The sequence below is a fragment of the Caballeronia sp. EK genome, assembly GCF_014384845.1.
Classification (GTDB): domain Bacteria; phylum Pseudomonadota; class Gammaproteobacteria; order Burkholderiales; family Burkholderiaceae; genus Caballeronia; species Caballeronia jiangsuensis.
Genome location: NZ_JACSUE010000002.1, coordinates 830,699 through 849,005 on the forward strand (window position 1 = coordinate 830,699; position 18,307 = coordinate 849,005).

An 18,307-nucleotide genomic window follows, 5' to 3' on the forward strand; every position below is an offset into this window, starting at 1 on the left:
GCGTGCCTGGTGCGAGCCGACATAAAAGCGGATGTCGTCGCCCCTGATCAATCGCCCCACGCCCACGGAGTGCATTCGATGAGCACCGTACTACCCGCAGCCCACGCGGCCGAAGAGAACGCCGCGATCAACATGTCCGGCCGGCGAGCGATCGTCGTATCGACCATCGGCAATGCGCTCGAATGGTTCGACTTCATGGTCTACGGCTTCTTCGCCGTGATCATCGCCAAGCTGTACTTTCCCGCGACAAACCCCACCATCTCGTTGCTCGCGACCTGGGCGACGTTCGGCGTCGGCTTCCTGACGCGGCCGCTCGGCGGCATCGTGCTGGGCGCGGTCGCGGATCGCGTCGGGCGCAAGTCGGCCCTCACGCTCACCATCTCGCTGATGGCGGTGGGCATCGCGATCATCGCGTTCGCGCCGACGTATGCCGCGATCGGCATCGCCGCGCCCTTGCTGATGCTGCTCGGCCGCCTGATTCAGGGCTTCTCGGCCGGCGGCGAAGTAGGCTGCGCGACGGCGTTCCTCGTCGAATACGCGCCCGCCAACAAGCGCGGCTATTTCGGCAGCTTCCAGATGGTCGCGCAAGCGGCGGCGAGTCTCGCGGGCTCGTTCTTCGGCGCGGTGCTCACGCGCACGCTGAGCCCCGAGCATCTGAATAGCTGGGGCTGGCGCGTTCCGTTCGTATGCGGTCTGCTCATCGTGCCGGTCGGTCTGTATCTGCGCTCGAAGCTCGACGAATCGCCGGTGTTCGTCGAGAAGGCGCAGAAGAACGAACTGAGCGCGCGGCCGATCCGCGACACCGCCACGAAGCACTGGATGCCCGTGCTCGCGGGCTTCGGCCTCACGGTGTTCGGCACCATCGGCACGTACATTTTCCTGCTGTATCTGCCGACGCACGCCACGCGCGTGCTGCACATGGCGCTCACCGACGGCCTCATCAGCTCGACGATCGGCGCGCTCGTGTATCTCGTCTGCTGCCCGATCTTCGGCCGGCTGTCGGATCGCGTCGGCCGCAAGAAGCTGATGGCGACCGCGCTCGCGCTGTCGCTCGTCACGGCCTATCCGATCTTCGCCGTGCTCACCGCGCATCCGAGCCTGCCGATGCTGATCGTCTGCCAGGCGCTCCTGATGACGTATCTCGGCATCTTCCAGGGCTGCTATCCGGCGTTCATCTCCGAACTGCTGCCTTCGAGCGTGCGTTCGACGGGCATTTCGGTGAGCTACAACGTCGCGGTGATGATCTTCGGCGGCTTCGCGCCGGCCATCGTGCAATGGCTGACGATGACCACGGGCGACCCGCTTTCGATCTGCTACTACGTGATCTTCGGCAGCGCGGTCGCGCTCCTGACGATCCTCCCGCTGCGCGACCGCTATAGCGACGCGCTGCGGTAAGCCTGCTGCATTGCGCTCGCAAAGGAAGGAGAATGGGCGGCCCGCACGGAAATCCGGCTCGCTTAAGTCTGAATTAAGAAAGCGCGCTTACGCTGAAGACTGACTGACCCAACCCCTCCTTCCGGCCGCGCATGCGGCCATTTTTTTTGGAGCGCCACGATGCAGATGATTCTTCGCCTGATCCTGATCCTCGTGGCGCTCGTCGTCTTTACGACGGTCGGGGAGTTCCTTCTGTCGCTCGTCGCGCGGGCCGTGCTCACGCACTGAAGCGTTTTGCCGCTGCGGGCATGCTTCGTGCACCCGCAGCATCTCGTGGCCCGCGTCAAGCTTTCGATCGGGAAAGTTTCGCGTCAGGTGCCTATACTGGCTGAGTGTCGTCTTCGCCGCATCGCCGGCGCACGAAGGTCCTGCGCCCGCCGCACAGACCCTTTTTCGCCGTCCTTCCTTCGCGCCATCGGCGCCCGACACGCTTCGCCGCATCTTCGCCTCTCTCACGCCGTGCCGCTTCATCGCCGCATTCGTGCAGCAGCTTGCTGCACAATTCCAGGAGATTGCCCGATGCCACAACGTCACATCCCCCAATCGAAAACCACGCACGCCGACACACCCAACAAGATGCGGCGAGCCAAAGCCGACGACTCGACCGCCACGTTCACCTTCACCGTCAACGGCAGCAGCCACACGCTGTCGCTCGATCCGCGCACGACGCTATTAGATGCATTGCGCGAGCATCTTCATCTGACCGGCACAAAGAAAGGCTGCGATCATGGCCAATGCGGCGCATGCACCGTTCATGTGAACGGCCGCCGCGTGAACTCGTGTCTGTGCTTCGCCGCCGCCTGCGATGGCGACACCGTCACGACGATCGAAGGCATCGGCGAAGTCGAGGCGCTGCATCCGCTGCAGGCCGCGTTCGTCGAATGCGACGGCTATCAGTGCGGCTACTGCACGGCCGGCCAGTTGATGTCGGCGGTGGCGCTGCTCGATGAACCCATCGGCCCGAGCGACAGCGACGTGCGCGAAGCGATGAGCGGCAATCTGTGCCGCTGCGGCGCGTATCAGAACATCGTCAGCGCGATCCAGTCGGTGCGGGCGACCAAGCCGTCATCGAAATAAGGAGAGCCGACATGGACACGTTCCAACTCTCCCGAGCGCGCGACATGCGCGACGCGATCAACGCGGGCGCGCTCGCGCATACCGCGCAGCAAGGCGCGGAAGTGCGCTTTCTTGCGGGCGGCACGACCCTCCTCGACCTGATGAAGCTCAATGTCGAGCGGCCGATGCGCGTCGTCGATATCAGCCGCCTGCCGCTCGACAAGATCGAGGAAACGAAGGACGGCGGCGTGCGTATCGGCGCGACCGCGCGCAACTCGGATCTCGCGCATCATCCGCTGATTCGCGATCGATATGCGGTGCTGTCGCAAGCGGTGCTCGCCGGCGCGTCTGTGCAGTTGCGCAACATGGCGACCACCGGCGGCAATATCCTGCAGCGCACGCGCTGCGTGTATTTCCGCGACACGACCTCGCCGTGCAACAAGCGCGAGCCGGGCAGCGGCTGCTCGGCGATTCAAGGCTTCAATCGCATGATGGCGATTCTCGGAACGAGCGAGTCGTGCATCGCGAGCAATCCGTCGGACATGTGCGTGGCGCTGCAGGCGCTCGAAGCGACGGTTCATGTGGAAGGCACGGCCGGCAAGCGCGCGATTCCCATCGATGAATTCTTCCTCGTGCCCGGCGCCACGCCCGATCGCGAGAACGTGCTCGATGCCGGCGATCTGATCACGCACGTCACCTTGCCGCCGCCGGTCGAAGGCGCGCGCTCGGCTTATCTCAAGCTGCGCGACCGCGCGTCGTATGAGTTCGCGCTGGCGTCGGCGGGCGTCGTGATCGGCGTGAAGGACGGACGCATCGCGCATGCGCGCGTGGGTCTCGGCGGTGTCGGCACGAAGCCGTGGCGATCGCGCGAGGCGGAGAAGGAATTGCAGGACGCCGCGCCCGATGAAGCCACGTTCAGGCGCGCCGCCGATGCCGCGCTCGCCGATGCGAAGCCGCAAAGCGAGAACGGCTTCAAGGTCGAGCTATCGAAGCGTTGCATCGTGCATACGCTCAAGATGGTCACGCAAACATCCTGAACCCGACCGAGGAACCCGAACATGTCCACCGCGCCCGACATCACGCAGTCCTTCATTGGACGGCCCCAGTCGCGCATCGACGGACCGCTGAAGGTCTGCGGCCGCGCGACTTACACCTCCGACGTCGACTTGCCCGGCATGCTGTACGCCGTGCCGGTCGGCGCCACCATCGCGAGCGGCAGGATCACGTCGCTCGAATTCGCCGCCGCGCAAGCCATGCCCGGCGTGAAGCTGATTCTTCATCGCGGCAATATCGGCCGCTTCTATCGCATCTCCGGCAATTCGATCGATACCGGTTTCGTCGACGAGAACCGCCCGCCGTTCGAAGACGACGTCATTCGCTATTACGGGCAATACGTCGCGCTCGTGGTCGCGGACACGTTCGAAGCGGCGAGCGCCGCGGCCGGCGCGGTCAAGGTCGGCTACGACAAGACGCCGCACGACGTGAGCGCGACGCTCGATACGGACAAGAAGCTCGACGTGCACAGCGAGCGCGGCGATCCCGACAAGGCGTTCGACGACGCGCCCGTGAAGATCGACGAAAACTATGTGACGCCGGTCGAAACGCATAACCCGATCGAGCTGCACGCGACCGTCGCTCATTGGAACGGCGAGAGCTACACGTTCTATGAGACGAGTCAGGCCGTCGCCAACCATCAGGGCACGCTGATGCAGATGCTCGGCCTGCCGAAAGAGAAGGTGCGCGTGATCTCGCGTTATCTCGGCTCCGGCTTCGGCGGCAAGCTGTGGATGTGGCCGCATTCCCTGCTCGCCGCGGCCGCGACGCGGCAACTGGAGCGGCCCGTCAAGCTCGTGCTGTCGCGCAAGATGATGTTCCAGAACGTCGGGCACCGGCCGACCACGCAGCAGCGCGTGCGGCTCGCGGCGACGCAGGACGGCAAGCTCGTCTCGCTGCAGCACGATTTCGTGAACCACGAAGCCATCGCCGACGACTACGCGGAAGACTGCGGCGAAGCGACGCCATCGATGTACAGCACGCCCAATCTGCGCGTGACGGGCGGCACCGTGAAACGCAATGTCGGCTCGCCCACGTCGATGCGCGGACCCGGCGCGGTGCCTGGCCTCTTCGCGCTCGAATCGGCGATGGACGAGCTGGCCATCGCGTTGAAGATCGATCCTGTCGAGCTGCGTTTGCGTAACGAGCCGAGCGTCGATGAAAGCAGCGGCCTGCCGTTTTCGTCGCGGCATTTCGCCGAGTGCCTGAAGACGGGCGCGGACAAGTTCGGCTGGTCGAAGCGCACGCCGGAAGTCGGCTCGATGACGCGCGACGGTCTCACGCTCGGCTGGGGCGTCGGCGCGTGCAGTTGGCCGGGTCTGCGCTTTTCGGCGGACGCGACCGTCGATCTGCGTTCGGATGGCACCGCGCGAGTCGCGTGCGGCACGCAGGACATCGGCACGGGCACCTACACGATCCTCGCGCAGCTCGTCGCGGAGCATACGGGCATACCGCTCGACAAGATCGAAGTCGGTCTCGGCGATACGTCGCTGCCGCTCGGTCCGGTGTCCGGCGGATCGGCGGCGACGGCATCAGTGATTCCGGCGGTATCGGACGCCGTTCGCGCGGCCATCAAGACGCTGCTCGCGCGTGCGGTGAAGGCGGAGGGAATGCCGTTCGCGGGCGCCAAGGCGGAAGAACTCGCGATGAGCGGCGGGCATGTGCATCGCAAGAACGAGCGGCCCGAAAGCGGCGTGCCGTTCGGGCGCATTCTCGAAGCCGCGAAGCTGCATGCGGCGTCGGGTAGCGGCAGCGCGAAAGGCGGCTTCGACGATCCGCTGAAGAAGAAGTGGTCGATCCACTCGTACGGCGCGCACTTCGCCGAAGTGACGTGGGAACCGTCGACGGCGCGCTTGCGGGTGAGCCGCGTCGTGACCGTGATCGATGCGGGCAAGATCCTCAATCCGCGTGCGGGACGCAATCAGATCGAAGGCGCGGTCGTGATGGGTGTCGGCATGGCGCTCTTCGAACACACCGTCTACGACGAACGAAGCGGCGCGCCGGTCAACAGCAGCCTCGCGGATTACGTCGTCGCGACCAACGCCGATACGCCGAAGATGGACGTCACGTTCCTCGACTATCCCGACACGATCTTCAACGAGCTCGGCGCGCGCGGGATCGCGGAAATCGGGCTGGCGGGGATCGCGGCGGCGATTACCGGTGCGGTGTATCACGCGACGGGCGTGCGCGTGAGGAAGCTGCCGGTGATGATCGAGGATTTGTTGTAAGCGCGTTTGCGGCGCGTCCCGGCTTCCGTAGCATTCGACGATGCGGAAGCCGGGCTGATTCGGCGCGACCGGTTTGTATAATGAGGTCCGTGGCGAATCGGATTTCGAATCGCGCATCCACTGGGCAAACGCATGAAAGACCGCACTTACAAAGCGCTAACCGAGCGCGAATTCGAGCGCCTGGAAGACTTCCTCGACTCCCTCGGCGATGAAGCGATGACCGTCGAAATGATGGACGGCTTCTTCGCCGCGCTCATTTGCGGCCCTGAATTGATCATGCCCAACGAATGGCTCTCCGCAGTACTGGGAAATAGCGTCCCCTTCACGACAACCAAGGAAGGCGAGCAGATCCTCGGTCTGATGATCCGTCACTGGAACACGATCGCAGATGAACTCGAGCGAACGCTGTACGATGAAGAGGCGCTTTATTTTCCGGTGCTGTCAGTGGACGAAGACGGCACTGCCTTGGCCAATGAGTGGGCCGTTGGCTTCATGAGCGGTGTGGAGATGCGGCACGGAAGCTGGCACGAGTTGTTCGATGACGACGACCACGCTGGATCGTTGGTGCCTATCTTGATGCTGTGCCACGAGCATGATCCAGACCCCAAGGCACGCACCGACCCGAAGGGACTCGAAAATCGGGAAGACGTGATAACAATGATGATCGCGGGCCTGAGCCACATCTACCGCTATTTCGAACCGTATCGACGGGCAAGAGCGAATGCAGGCGTGCCGCAAACGGCGCGGCTGAAAGTGGAGAAAATCGGCCGGAATGAGCCGTGCCCGTGCGGCAGCGGACGCAAGTACAAACACTGCTGCGGCGCCGACGCGTCTTCGCTTCATTGAGTGGCGCGTGGCCCTTCATATGAGCGAATTCGAGTCAGCCGGCAACGCCCTTTCCCAGGAGGCGCTACGGCAAAATCGCTATGCTAGACTGCCTGCGCGGTGCTACGTCAAGGAAACAGACACCGGACAACCGTCGAGTCGGGCAACAGATCAACCTTCCAGACAGCCATGAAGCCCTCGATCGCACTAGAAGCTCACCGTGACGAGATCCGTCGCATTATCGAAGCGCATCGCGCGAAGAACGCACGCATTTTCGGTTCGGTCGCACGCGGTGAAGATACGGAGGAAAGCGACCTCGATCTCCTGATCGACCCTACCCCGAAAACATCACTGCTCGATATCGGTGCGATTCGCCATGAGTTGCGCGAATTGCTTGGCGTGAAAGTGGATGTGTTGACTCCCCGCTCGCTGCCTGACCGGACTCGCGATGCAATCATCGCAGGCGCCATTCCGGTATGAGCCGGGACGCGCTTACGTTAAGCGAATACGTCGATCACGTTATACGGCGATCGGACGAATCGCCCGCTATACCGACGGGTTGAACGAAGCAGCCTTCAGCGCTGACGAACTGGTGCAAGACGCCGTGGTCCGCAATATCGAAGTCATCGGCGAAGGGTGTCGAAATATCCGCCGATACTTTCCTGCCTTCGTCACCCAGCATCCCGAAGTCCCGTTCCAGTCCGCGTACGAAATGCGAAACGCCTTGACGCACGGCTACCATAAGATCGATTTCGGCGTCGTCTGGGTGACGGTCCGTGAAGACCTGCCCGCGCTTGGCAAACAGTTCGAGTCGCTCGCCGTCGAACTGAAGAGCGCCAGTTAGCGTCCTACAGGACGATTGCATCAGGGCGCCGCTCCGGTCCCGCGCGCACACGGGCACACCGCTTGCAACACCTCCACGCTTCGATCCTCCCCCAAGACGCGCTACCATAGCTACCTGCCCATCCCCAAACCCCTGTGCAGCAGCAAACTCAGCCGGAGTGCCCATGACCGACATGATCAAACAACACGGCCTTCAGGTCGACGCGAATCTCGCGAAGTTCGTCGATGAAGAAGCCATCCCCGGCACGGGCGTCGATAGCGCGTCCTTCTGGAAGGGATTCGATGCCATCGTCCACGATCTCGCGCCGAAAAACCGCGCGTTGCTCGCCGAGCGCGACCGTCTTCAGACCGAGCTCGACAACTGGCATCGCAGCAACCCCGGCCCGGTGCGCGATCCGCGCGCCTATCGCAAGTTTCTCGAAGAAATCGGCTATATCGTGCCCGCGCCCGCGCATGTGCAGGCGAGCACCGCCAATGTCGATCGCGAAATCGCCGAGCAGGCCGGCCCGCAGCTCGTCGTGCCGCTCTCGAACCTGCGCTATGCGCTCAACGCCGCCAACGCGCGCTGGGGCAGCCTCTACGACGCGCTCTACGGCACCGATGCAATCGATGAAAGCGACGGCGCCGAGCGCACCGCGCAGTTCAATCCGAAGCGCGGCGCGAAGGTGATCGCCTATGCGCGCGCGTTCCTCGACGACAACGCGCCCCTCGCGCACGGCTCGCACGCCGACGCGACGAAGTACAGCGTCGAACAGGGCAAGCTCGTCGTCACGCTGAAGGACGGCGCCAAGATCGGCCTCGCCAACGCCGAGCAATTCGCGGGCTATCAGGGCGACGCGAAAGAACCCGTCGCGATCCTGCTCAAGCACAACGACCTGCACTTCGAGATCCAGATCGACGCGAGCAATTCCATCGGCAAGACGGATGCCGCGCATGTGAAGGACGTGCTCATCGAAGCGGCGGTGAGCACGATCATCGACTGCGAGGATTCGGTCGCCGCCGTCGATGCCGCCGACAAGACGCAGCTCTATCGCAACTGGCTCGGGCTGATGCAGGGCCATCTCGCCGAGCAGGTGACGAAGAACGGCAAGTCCTTCACGCGCAGCATGAATCCGGATCGCGAATACACCGCGCCGAACGGCTCGACGCTCAAGCTGCACGGACGTTCGCTCTTGTTCGTGCGCAACGTCGGCCATCTGATGACGAACCCCGCCGTGCTCGACCGCGACGGCCACGAGATTCCCGAAGGCATCCTCGATGCCGTGATGACCACGCTCGGCGCGTTGCACGATCTGAAGAACAAGATGAACTCGCGCACGGGTTCCATCTATATCGTGAAGCCGAAGATGCACGGTCCCGCCGAAGTGGCGTTCGCCGACGAACTCTTCTCGCGTGTCGAAGACCTGCTCGGCCTGCCGCGTCACACCATCAAGATGGGCATCATGGACGAGGAGCGCCGCACGAGCGTCAACCTCAAGGCGTGTATCGCTGCGGCGGGCGCGCGCGTCGCGTTCATCAACACGGGCTTCCTGGACCGGACCGGCGACGAGATGCATTCGTCGATGGAAGCCGGCCCGATGATGCGCAAGGGCGACATGAAGTCGTCGAAATGGATCAGCTCGTATGAGCGCAACAACGTGCTCGTCGGCCTGAACACCGGCTTGCGCGGGCGCGCGCAGATCGGCAAGGGCATGTGGGCGATGCCTGATCTCATGCACGCGATGCTCGAACAGAAGATCGCGCATCCGAAGGCCGGCGCGAACACCGCATGGGTGCCCTCGCCCACGGCAGCCACGCTGCATGCGCTGCACTATCACATGGTCGATGTGCAGCAGGTTCAGCAGGAACTCGAAAGCATCGACTACGACGGCCAGAAGAACGAACTGCTCGATGGCCTGCTGACGATTCCCGTCGTCGACAAGCCCACGTGGTCGGAACAGGACATCAAGAACGAAATCGAGAACAACGCGCAGGGCATTCTCGGTTATGTCGTGCGCTGGGTCGATTCGGGCGTCGGTTGCTCGAAGGTGCCGGACATTCACGATGTCGGCCTGATGGAAGACCGCGCGACCTTGCGCATTTCCAGCCAGCACATTGCGAACTGGCTGCGTCACGGCATCGTCACGGAAGAGCAGGTTCGCCAGACGCTCGAACGCATGGCCGCCGTCGTCGACAAGCAGAACGAAGCCGACCCGTACTATCGCCCGATGGCGCCCTCGTTCGACAGCTCGTTCGCATTCAAGGCCGCGTGCGCGCTCGTATTCGAAGGACGCACGCAACCGAGCGGTTATACGGAACCGTTGCTGCACAAGTTCCGTCTCGCCGTGAAGGCATCGGCGTAAAGCGATGAATCGCGCACATACGGCATCGCGCCGTATGTGCGCATCGACAACTTACTGCTCCGACCAGAGCTTGCCCGCGGTCGCCCAGTTCTCGCGCTTCACGTCCGTCAGAATGATGTCCACCGAGCCCGGCTCGCAGCCGAGCGTCTCGCACGTCGTGCGCGTGATCGCCTCGACGAACTTGCGCTTCTCTTCCGTCGTGCGGCCTTCGAAGAGTTGAATGTTGAATGTCGGCATGCCGTTGATCTCCTGTTTGAGTTGAACCGGTATTCAGTCGCGATACGACGCGTCGATGCGGTCGAGCTTGCGCAATAGCGCGGGCCATTCGAGCGCGCCTTCGACGGCGTCGTCGTCGTGCAATTGCGCCGCGGTGCGCGTGACCACGTCCGGCGTCGGCACGATCATCTTGCTCACGCCCGCGAGCGCGCGCAGTTGAATATCGCATGCCTTGACGAGCATATCCATCAGCACATAAGCCTCGGCGATGGTGCGCCCGAGTGTGAGCGGCCCGTGATTGCGCAGCAGCATCGCGCGATGCGCGCCGAGACTCGCGACGAGGCGTTCGCCTTCCGCCGGCGAAAACGCGAGGCCTTCGTAGTCGTGATACGCGAGATGGCCGTGAAAGCGCATCGCGTGTTGCGACGCGGGCAGCAGGCCATGCGGTTGCGCCGAGACGGCAATCGCCTCGCGCACGTGCAGATGCATCACGCACGCGGCGTCTTCCCGCGCGGCGTGCACGGCGCCGTGCAGCGCGAAGCCCGTCGCGTTCACCGGATGCGCGCTCTCGCCGATCACGTTGCCGTCGATATCGATTTTCACGAGATTCGACGCCGTGACTTCATCGAATGAAAGCCCGAACGGATTGATCAGAAAGCGCCCCGGCTCGCCCGGCACGCTCGCGGAAATATGCGTATAGACGACATCGTCCCAGCCGTTGAGCGCGACGAGCCGGTACGCCGCGGCGAGTTCGACGCGCGTCGCCGCTTCGGCTGCCGAGCGCGGCCCGCTTTCCGCGATCCTGCGCTCAGGCGTGTGGGTGAACGACATGCGAATCTCCTTGTATCGATGGTCCGGTCAAGCGCCGCTGCAGGGCGATGACCGCCCACGACGCCAGCACGAACGGCGCGGTCAATGCAGCGATGCCGATGCAATCGATCACGCGCTCGATCAGCACCGCCGCGACGACCGCGATGATCGCATAGCGCTTGCCGAGCGGCGCGGCCGCGAGCGCCGCAAGCGCCGCGTTGAAGCCGCACGCGCCCGAGAGCACGACGGCATCGCTCGCGCCGCCGAGGCCGTGCAGCGTCGCGCCGAGCGCGCTGCCCGCGAGCGCCCAGCCCGCCTGCGATGGCCGCGACGCGAACAATCCCGCTGCGATCAACGCGCCCGCGAGCGCGCCGGTCGCGAACGTGATCGGCGCGAGCCCGGCGAACGCGGCCTGAAGCAACGGAATGACGCCGGCGGCGACTTGCGGGATCGCGCCCGTATCGCCGCGATCGGCGAAGAGCGGCAACCAGCACCACGTGACGAGGATGGCCGGGCTCGAAAAGGTCGGCACCCGGTAGCGAGCGAGGACGTGCGTGAGCTTGCTGGCGAGAAAGGTCGCGAACATCGCCGCGACGATGGCGACGGCCGTGGCCTGCGACGCATCGCCGATGAACGCGAACGCGGCGAGCGCGGCGAGCGCGCCATTGAAGCCGTAGAGAGCGTCGCGAAACGCGGGCGCGTCGTCATCCTCGATGATTACGCTGATGACATTGCCCGTCAGCGTGCCGATCAGCAGGCCGCACGCGAGGCGCGGGCTCGCGCACAGGACCGCGAGAAACAGGAGCGCACCGGTCGCGGCATTGCGCTGAAGCACGATTTGCCCGATCGCGCGGGCGAAACTGCGGAGCTGGTCGCCGAAGGCGGCGTTCGAATGGAGAGCGGAAGACATGCTGGGCGGCGACGGCACGGGAAGCCGCCAGCATAAAGCAGTCAGCGCGCGCCGGGCGGCGGTGCGCCGAATAACCTGTATGTGACCTGAAGCAGAGGGTGCGGCAACGCTTAATTGAAGGCCATCGGAACCAGCGGAGTCGGCTCGCCGACGCCCGGATTGGCCAGCGACAGATCCGCGCTCATTTTCACGATTTCCGTGACGTTTTCGCGGAAGTTGGGGTGGCTTTCCCAGGTGATGTAGCTTGCGTCCATGACAGCGGACAGCGTGAGCAGGGCAAAAGCGACTTTTTCGATGACTTCGTAACGGCGGCGCATGGTAAAGGTCCTCAAACTTTGTGACATTGTAACAGATTTAAGGGTTTTCCCTTAAGGGTATGTTGCAACGCCGCAAATCCGCCGCCGTTACTGCGTTTGCGCTCCGGCCCTCATTCGACGAACCCGTTTCAAAAGCGAAAATCGTTGAAGAACTTTTCGCGGTCGATCACGGTGAGCGCGGCGCGCTTGTGCGGGAAGTCGAATTCCTTCAGCGTATGAAAGCCCATGCGGTGCATGTACGCGATATGCCGCACATGATCGACGCGCGGTTCGCCGACGAGCCGCTCCGTGCGCGGATCGTCGATGAACATGTAGTGCAGCACGCCGCTCCACCACGCCTTGAGCTTGCCTGCGCTCTGGAACTGCGCATCGCCGATGAGCAGATGCAGGCCGCGATCGAAGTCGCCCGCATCGTAGAACGGGCCCAGGCGATCTTCTTTCGCCCAGTAGAACTCGAAGTAACCGAAGGGATGGTCGTCGAAATAGCCGATCATCGGATGCATGTGCGGATCTTCGCGACGTTCCTTCAGGTAAGCCGCGTGCTCGGCGCGTGTGCCGCGCTGGTCCCAGAAGTGCGCGACGCGGTCGAGATTCATCCAGTCGCTGAAGACTTGCGAATCCGCTTCGGGGTCGGCGGTGCGCAGGCTGAAGGTCATGTCGATCTGTGGGAAGCGACGTTCGTAGATCGTGCCTTCGGTGTTGTTTGGTCTCACCGGATGGGTGACATCGCCGGTTTGCGCGTAGCTGAGCAAGGTTTCGCTCGATGCGGGGGCCTTGAGCCACGGTTTGGCGATTTGCCAGAACGTCTGGCGTGATGTCGTCAGCCGCAGTTGGTCTTCGACGTGTTCTGCGTTGTCGATCAGGTTTTGGTTTTTCGCTTGTGCTATGAAGGCTTCGGCTCTTTGTGCGTCGGTGCTCGGATAAGGTAGTGCAAGCGTCGCCGTGCGGCGCTCAGGTTCGTTGCAGTAGATATCGCAAAGCGCTTCTAGCAACGCGTCTGCGTTCCATGTTGTTAACGTGCGGTTCGCTGGTTGCTTTGCGGTAGCCGCTAGGTCTGGATCGAAACGTATGTTCATCGGTGAGTCTCGGATAGGTTTGGGGTTGGGTTTGGGTTCGCTTGGGCTCTCGTTAAATCCTGTTTTCGTGTCGGTCTATTTGCTCTGCCCCTCCCCGGGGCGGGGGTCACTTTCTTTGCTGCTGCAAAGAAAGTAACCAAAGAAACAGCTATCCCCAGCCTAAGCACTTCACACCGGCCGCGGCACAGACGATTGGCCTAATGGCCCGGCCGTAGCGAGTGCCCTCGTAGGTCTCGCGGGGCTTGGACCGCGCACGGTCTGACACCTCGCGCCGCTCGCGTCACTGGTTCAGCACCAAATAGCTCCGGCCCGCTTCGCGGCCGATGGGTCAATCGGGTCTGCGCGTGCTTCTTTGCTGATGCCTCTCCTATAGATGGTTTCCCTTGCAAACCCCACGGCAGCGCGTAGCGCTGTGCCGAAGCTATTTGGCGCTGAACCAGCGCGCTAAAACTTCTAGCTCGTCAGACCGTGCGCGAGCCAAGCCCGATTGGGCCTTTGACGGCGACACTTAGGCGAGTGCCACTTCCGGCTGGCAAGCATGGCCAAACTGCGTGTGACCGCGGGCCTAAACGAGCTGCTTTCTTTGGTTACTTTCTTTGCAGCAGCAAAGAAAGTGACCCCCGCCCCGGGGAGGGGCAGTGCTAATAGACCACCGCGAATCCGGGATCCGGCGAAAACAAAAAACCCCCTAAACAACATCCCCGGCAAGCGTTTCGGCCATAGCCAAAAGCCCTCCTTCAAGCGCAGGAAACAAACTCCGCTGAAAGTTATTCCAGCGCAGTTCGAGAATAGTGTCGACGGGATCGATACTCGTGCCGAGCACATCAAAAATCACTTCACCCGAATCGATCCCGTTATCGACATAATGAAACGAAGCCCCCGTCCGATCGATCACCGGAGCGGACTGCACGCGCATCGTGCTCCAGTCCACCACACGCTGACCCCGCGCGCCATAGAGCGCATCGAGCGTCGCGTAAGCCCCGCGCCGCTCGAACGGCGAACCCAACCGCGTGACACCCGGATGAATATTCGCGATACGCCGACAAAACTCCGCCCCCGGCCGAACGAGCTCATCGAGAATCACGAGCAATCCATCGAGCACGACGAAATCCGCATCGAGCGCACGAAGCTTGTCGAGCAGACGCTTCTCGAACACGCTCTTCTGCACCGCGCGTTCGCCAACCGCATCCACGGCCAAACGTCGATAACAAGAAGGAATCGCATGCAGCAGACTCGTCACCCGCACGCCCTGCACCGCAAGCTCCGGCGGATGAATCCACTGTCCGCCCGGCGCGTGACGAAAACCATATCCTGCGAGCTTTTCGCGATCTCGCAGCGAGTCTTCGTCGTCGTCATAGATCACGCCTTCGAGCGAATAGAGATCGCCCAGCGGCGAAACATTGAGTTGCTCGACAAGGTATTCCAGCGGCGACTTCATATAACGCGTGCCGCCCTTGTACTCGATATGCTGTCCCGCGCGATCCGCCGCGGCGTTGCGCAAGGACATGATGTAGACCAGCTTTATCTTCGTCATTGAATCCTGCTCGAAAGAATGGCGGCGCGAATCATGAGCCAAGCGCGCCGCCGACGATCATCACCAGTTATAACGGGCGCTCGCAATCACCGTGCGCGGATTGCCATAGAAGCAGGCCGAATCAGACTGGCATCCGCTCACGAACGTGCGATTGAAAATGTTCGACGCGTTCACCGCGAAACGCCAATGCTGCGTGTCGTAATGAACGGCCGCGTCGTAGACCGTATAGCTCGGGATATAGAGCGAGTTGTCCGCCGCGCCCGCAAGGCCGCTTTGATAGCGGATGCCCGCGCCGAAGCCAAGGCCGTCGAGCGGTCCCGAATGCCACGTCCAGTCCGCCCACAGCGACGCCATCTGGCGCGGCAGCGGAATCGACACCGGCCACTTGTCGAGCGTCACGTCGTTCGCGCGGATGTTCTTCACATCCTGATAGACGTATGCCGCGATAACGGACAGATTGCGCGTCACGTTGCCCACTGCGGAAAGCTCGATGCCGCGCGAACGCACCTCGCCCGTCTGCACGGAAAACGTACCGGTGGGATCGGTCGGATCGGGCGTGAGGACGTTCGTCTGGTTGATCTGATACACGGCCGCGCCGAGCATCAGGTTCTTGCCCGGCGGCTGCCAGCGCAGACCCGCTTCGATCTGACGTCCCTTCGTCGGCGCAGGCAGGCCGCCATCGGCCATCTTCACGCCGATGATCGGATTGAACGAAGTCGAATAGCTGATGTACGGCGAAAGGCCGTAATCGCCGAGATACGTCAGGCCGACGCGTCCCGTGAATGCGCTGTCGTCCTGCTTCAGTTGCGTGCCGCCGACGATGTCATCCTGCTTCGTGTTGCTCCAGTCCTCGCGGGCGCCCACGGTCAGCATCCAGCGATTCCACTTCACCTGATCCTGCGCATAGAGGCCGAAGTTATCGAGCGTCGTGCGCGTGTTCGTCTGGCCGAAGGAATCCGGGCCGCTGAAGATCGCGGTCGATACCGGCGTATAGACCGGGTTGTACATGTTCAGGCTCGGAGCCTGCGCGAGCCATTCGCTATCGGTCGAATTCTGCCGGTTGTACTCGAAGCCGAGCAGCACCGTATGTTCGAGCGGCCCCGTGCCGAAGCGCGCCTGCGCGTTGTTATCGATATCGAAGCGGCTGTAGTTCGGCTGGAATAGACCCGCATAACGCGCGAGTGTCTGCTCGCTCGGATCGCTCGGATCGAGACCGCCGCCCCACACCGCGCCGTTGTCGAGCGAGAGATGCATCCAGCGCGTGTTCTGGCGGAACGTCCAGATGTCGTTGAACTTGTGCTCGAACTGATAGCCGACCGACCATTCCTTCTTGCGATAGTACGAGTAGGTCGGATCGCCCGTATAAAGGTTCTCCGAAATCTTGCCGTTCGGATTGGGCAGCACCGTGCCTTGCGCGGGCAGGAAGTTATTCGATGCATCGCCCCAGTCCTGCAGATAACTCGCCGCGATCGTCAGCGACGTGTTCGCGTTCGGCTGCCAGCGCACCGATGGCGAAACAGCGAAGCGCTGCTCCGCATGCGGACCGGTCATCGAATTGCCGTCGCGCCCGACCGCGAGCACGCGATACGACAAGGTGCCGTCCTTGTCGATCTTGTCGCCGATATCGAACATCACCTGCTTGCGCGCATAGTTGCCGATCTGCACGCCCGCCTCGCGATAACGCCCGCCATCGGCGAGCTTGCTCTGCACATCGACGATCGCGCCGGGATCGCCCTGACCGTATAGAACCGATGTCGGTCCGCGCAGGATCGTGATGCTGTCGATCATGTACGGATCGACACGCCAGCTCGACAGATTCAGCGTATTCGGCACCTGCAGTCCATCGACGAAGACCGTCGGCGTGAAGCCGCGCAACGCCGAATACCAGTCCGAGCGAACGTCCGAGCCATACGACGAAAAGCCCGGCACATAGCGCAGCGCTTCGTTGATGGTGGTCGCGCCCGTTTCCTCGATCTGCGTCGACGTGACCACGTTGATCGTCTGCGGAATCTCATCGATCGGCGTATCGGTCTTCGTGCCCGTGCGGCTCTTGCGTGCGACGAGCCCGACGGTATCGTTCTTGTCCGCCGCCGCGTTCACGCGAACCGCTGGCAATGTGCTCGTCTGCGGCGCATCCTGCTGCGCTGCCTGTGCCTGTTCCTGTGCCAGCGCATGATCGGCCGCCGCCAGGCTGAATGCCATGCTCGCCGCTATGGCAATCGCACGGCGCGTCCCTCTTCCCCACGTCATTCTTCTACTCTCCATCGCAATGCGGCTTCCTGTGCGCCGCTACTTTGTCAAAGAGCCACGGCCACGCGGCCGCCGCTCACCCCGGTTTTCCTCGTATCCGCCGCTGGTTCCGCGGCGTGTTCCTGTCCCGCGCCGGCAAGCGATGCGGCGATCTCGTCCGAGCGCACCGCAAGCACCGAAAGCAGCGTGTCGGAGAGACCGTGGCTGTCTTCACAGCAGCCTTGCAGATAGATGCGCGCCTTGAACTTCGAAGGCGTGACGAGCCGATAATCACGGCCGACATTGCGTTGCGCGAGCGCGTCGTCCAGATGCGGCGCGAGGTCGTCGAGCAGTGCGAGATGCGTGTCGCGCCGATAGCCCGTCGCGAGCACGAGCGCGTCGAACCGCTCCGCGCGCGCGTGGCCGGTCAGCACATCGCGCATCGTCAGTTCGATCTCGCCGTTCGCACGGCGCGCGGTGTTTTCGATCGCCGTATTCGCGAGCAGCCGATGCCGCGTTTCATCCGAAACCTTCTGCAGATAGAGCATTTCGTAGATCTGCTCGATCAGCGGACGATCGACGACCGCGTAGTTCGTGTCGCGAAAGCGCTCGATCAGCGAGCGTCGTCCGTCTTCCGATTGCGCGAAGACGACATCGGTGAATTCGGGGCTGAAGATCTCGTTGACGAAGGGCGTGTCGTCCGCGGGCTTGAGTGCGCTCGCGCGAATCACGAGCGTCGCATCGATATGCGGGAAGCGGCGCGTGAGATCCGAAAATACTTCCGCCGCGCTCTGTCCCGCGCCGATCACCGCGATGCGCTTCTTGCCATCGCGTCCATCTCCCGCGACGCGCTCGATCGAACTCAGATACGCCGACGAATGAATCACGTTATGCGGCCCGAGCGATGCGAACGGTTCCGGCACGCGCGCCGTGCCGCCTACGCCGACCGACAACGCCTTCGTCACGCGACGCCATTCGCGGCCGTCTTCGTCCTGCGAAACCACGCGCAGCGCGCTCACGTCGCCGTTCGCTTCGAACACCGGTTCGATGGCCGTGACGCTCTGTCCGTAATGAACGCGATCGTCGAAGGCTTGAGCGACCCAGCTCAGATAATCGTGAAACTCGACGCGCGTCGGATAGAAGTTCTTCAGATTCACGAATTCGTTCAAACGTCTGCGCTCGAACAGATAGTTGATGAACGTGAAGCGGCTCGTCGGATCGCGCTGCGTGACGAGATCCTTCAGAAACGAAATCTGCATGCGGCAATCGTCGAGCAGCATGTCGCGATGCCAGCCGAACTCGGGCTGCCGCTCGATGTAGCACTGCTTCATGTCCGACGTGCCGCGCTCTTCGGCCAGGCGCACGGCGAGCGACAGATTCGACGGCCCAAAGCCGACGCCGATCAGATCGAATACGTTTTCTTTCTTCATTTCC

General features: G+C 62.8%; 16 protein-coding genes. 8 read left to right on the forward strand and 8 right to left on the reverse strand.

Features of this window, described 5'->3' with window-relative positions; all coding sequences use genetic code 11:
• The first annotated feature begins 78 nt into the window (after nt 1-78).
• The 8 genes from IAG25_RS08250 to IAG25_RS08285 all read left to right on the forward strand — a co-directional run bounded on the left by IAG25_RS08250 (nt 79) and on the right by IAG25_RS08285 (nt 9,781).
• Nucleotides 79-1,395: an MFS transporter gene (locus IAG25_RS08250; RefSeq protein WP_187604400.1), complete on the forward strand. Its 1,317-nt coding sequence runs from the start codon at nt 79-81 to the stop codon at nt 1,393-1,395.
• A 615-nt stretch (nt 1,396-2,010) separates the two neighbouring features.
• A complete protein-coding gene (locus IAG25_RS08255) occupies nt 2,011-2,511 on the forward strand; it encodes a (2Fe-2S)-binding protein (protein ID WP_255503608.1) in 501 nt (166 codons plus the stop codon).
• Between the two features lie 11 nt (nt 2,512-2,522).
• Nucleotides 2,523-3,527, forward strand: coding sequence for an FAD binding domain-containing protein (locus IAG25_RS08260; RefSeq protein WP_187604402.1), 1,005 nt, complete (start codon nt 2,523-2,525; stop codon nt 3,525-3,527).
• A gap of 21 nt (nt 3,528-3,548) precedes the next feature.
• Nucleotides 3,549-5,771 (forward strand): xanthine dehydrogenase family protein molybdopterin-binding subunit, encoded by a 2,223-nt coding sequence (locus tag IAG25_RS08265; RefSeq protein WP_187604403.1) that lies wholly within the window; start codon nt 3,549-3,551, stop codon nt 5,769-5,771.
• A gap of 132 nt (nt 5,772-5,903) precedes the next feature.
• A complete protein-coding gene (locus IAG25_RS08270; RefSeq protein WP_187604404.1) occupies nt 5,904-6,617 on the forward strand; it encodes a YecA/YgfB family protein in 714 nt (237 codons plus the stop codon).
• A 168-nt stretch (nt 6,618-6,785) separates the two neighbouring features.
• Nucleotides 6,786-7,076, forward strand: coding sequence for a nucleotidyltransferase family protein (locus tag IAG25_RS08275; RefSeq protein WP_187604405.1), 291 nt, complete (start codon nt 6,786-6,788; stop codon nt 7,074-7,076).
• Complete coding sequence (locus tag IAG25_RS08280) at nt 7,045-7,440, forward strand: HepT-like ribonuclease domain-containing protein (RefSeq protein ID WP_255503585.1); 396 nt, start codon at nt 7,045-7,047, stop codon at nt 7,438-7,440. The genes IAG25_RS08275 and IAG25_RS08280 overlap by 32 nt, the downstream gene beginning before the upstream one ends.
• A gap of 163 nt (nt 7,441-7,603) precedes the next feature.
• Nucleotides 7,604-9,781, forward strand: coding sequence for a malate synthase G (locus tag IAG25_RS08285; RefSeq protein WP_187604406.1), 2,178 nt, complete (start codon nt 7,604-7,606; stop codon nt 9,779-9,781).
• 51 nt (nt 9,782-9,832) lie between these two features.
• On the opposite strand, the gene IAG25_RS08290 is transcribed toward IAG25_RS08285, so the two are convergent.
• The 8 genes from IAG25_RS08290 to IAG25_RS08325 all read right to left on the reverse strand — a co-directional run bounded on the left by IAG25_RS08290 (nt 9,833) and on the right by IAG25_RS08325 (nt 18,303).
• Nucleotides 9,833-10,018: a 4-oxalocrotonate tautomerase gene (locus tag IAG25_RS08290; protein ID WP_187604407.1), complete on the reverse strand. Its 186-nt coding sequence runs from the start codon at nt 10,016-10,018 to the stop codon at nt 9,833-9,835.
• A 33-nt stretch (nt 10,019-10,051) separates the two neighbouring features.
• Entirely contained in the window at nt 10,052-10,828 is a 777-nt protein-coding gene (locus tag IAG25_RS08295; RefSeq protein WP_187604408.1) for a class II aldolase/adducin family protein, read from the reverse strand.
• Nucleotides 10,806-11,717, reverse strand: a complete 912-nt coding sequence (locus tag IAG25_RS08300; RefSeq protein ID WP_187604409.1) for an urea transporter — start codon at nt 11,715-11,717, stop codon at nt 10,806-10,808. Before IAG25_RS08300 ends, IAG25_RS08295 begins: the two co-directional genes overlap by 23 nt.
• A gap of 110 nt (nt 11,718-11,827) precedes the next feature.
• Nucleotides 11,828-12,034: a hypothetical protein gene (locus tag IAG25_RS08305; RefSeq protein ID WP_187604410.1), complete on the reverse strand. Its 207-nt coding sequence runs from the start codon at nt 12,032-12,034 to the stop codon at nt 11,828-11,830.
• A gap of 128 nt (nt 12,035-12,162) precedes the next feature.
• Nucleotides 12,163-13,110 carry a GNAT family N-acetyltransferase gene (locus IAG25_RS08310; RefSeq protein WP_187604411.1) on the reverse strand — a complete coding sequence of 316 codons (948 nt, stop codon included), beginning with the start codon at nt 13,108-13,110 and terminating at the stop codon, nt 12,163-12,165.
• A 688-nt stretch (nt 13,111-13,798) separates the two neighbouring features.
• Complete coding sequence (locus IAG25_RS08315) at nt 13,799-14,644, reverse strand: N(5)-hydroxyornithine transformylase PvdF (protein WP_187604412.1); 846 nt, start codon at nt 14,642-14,644, stop codon at nt 13,799-13,801.
• A 60-nt stretch (nt 14,645-14,704) separates the two neighbouring features.
• Entirely contained in the window at nt 14,705-16,894 is a 2,190-nt protein-coding gene (locus tag IAG25_RS08320) for a TonB-dependent siderophore receptor (RefSeq protein WP_187604413.1), read from the reverse strand.
• 47 nt (nt 16,895-16,941) lie between these two features.
• Complete coding sequence (locus IAG25_RS08325; protein WP_187604414.1) at nt 16,942-18,303, reverse strand: lysine N(6)-hydroxylase/L-ornithine N(5)-oxygenase family protein; 1,362 nt, start codon at nt 18,301-18,303, stop codon at nt 16,942-16,944.
• Nucleotides 18,304-18,307 lie beyond the last annotated feature (4 nt).

What these genes read in the sequence shown, in the direction of transcription:
- IAG25_RS08260 (WP_187604402.1), top strand. Translation starts at nt 2,523, where the DNA reads ATGGACACGTTCCAACTCTCCCGAGCGCGCGACATGCGCGACGCGATC.
- IAG25_RS08295 (WP_187604408.1), bottom strand. Translation starts at nt 10,828, where the DNA reads ATGTCGTTCACCCACACGCCTGAGCGCAGGATCGCGGAAAGCGGGCCG.
- IAG25_RS08250 (WP_187604400.1), top strand. Translation starts at nt 79, where the DNA reads ATGAGCACCGTACTACCCGCAGCCCACGCGGCCGAAGAGAACGCCGCG.
- IAG25_RS08265 (WP_187604403.1), top strand. Translation starts at nt 3,549, where the DNA reads ATGTCCACCGCGCCCGACATCACGCAGTCCTTCATTGGACGGCCCCAG.
- IAG25_RS08270 (WP_187604404.1), top strand. Translation starts at nt 5,904, where the DNA reads ATGAAAGACCGCACTTACAAAGCGCTAACCGAGCGCGAATTCGAGCGC.
- IAG25_RS08305 (WP_187604410.1), bottom strand. Translation starts at nt 12,034, where the DNA reads ATGCGCCGCCGTTACGAAGTCATCGAAAAAGTCGCTTTTGCCCTGCTC.
- IAG25_RS08275 (WP_187604405.1), top strand. Translation starts at nt 6,786, where the DNA reads ATGAAGCCCTCGATCGCACTAGAAGCTCACCGTGACGAGATCCGTCGC.
- IAG25_RS08320 (WP_187604413.1), bottom strand. Translation starts at nt 16,894, where the DNA reads ATGACGTGGGGAAGAGGGACGCGCCGTGCGATTGCCATAGCGGCGAGC.
- IAG25_RS08310 (WP_187604411.1), bottom strand. Translation starts at nt 13,110, where the DNA reads ATGAACATACGTTTCGATCCAGACCTAGCGGCTACCGCAAAGCAACCA.
- IAG25_RS08315 (WP_187604412.1), bottom strand. Translation starts at nt 14,644, where the DNA reads ATGACGAAGATAAAGCTGGTCTACATCATGTCCTTGCGCAACGCCGCG.
- IAG25_RS08300 (WP_187604409.1), bottom strand. Translation starts at nt 11,717, where the DNA reads ATGTCTTCCGCTCTCCATTCGAACGCCGCCTTCGGCGACCAGCTCCGC.
- IAG25_RS08285 (WP_187604406.1), top strand. Translation starts at nt 7,604, where the DNA reads ATGACCGACATGATCAAACAACACGGCCTTCAGGTCGACGCGAATCTC.
- IAG25_RS08255 (WP_255503608.1), top strand. Translation starts at nt 2,011, where the DNA reads ATGCGGCGAGCCAAAGCCGACGACTCGACCGCCACGTTCACCTTCACC.
- IAG25_RS08290 (WP_187604407.1), bottom strand. Translation starts at nt 10,018, where the DNA reads ATGCCGACATTCAACATTCAACTCTTCGAAGGCCGCACGACGGAAGAG.
- IAG25_RS08325 (WP_187604414.1), bottom strand. Translation starts at nt 18,303, where the DNA reads ATGAAGAAAGAAAACGTATTCGATCTGATCGGCGTCGGCTTTGGGCCG.
- IAG25_RS08280 (WP_255503585.1), top strand. Translation starts at nt 7,045, where the DNA reads ATGCAATCATCGCAGGCGCCATTCCGGTATGAGCCGGGACGCGCTTAC.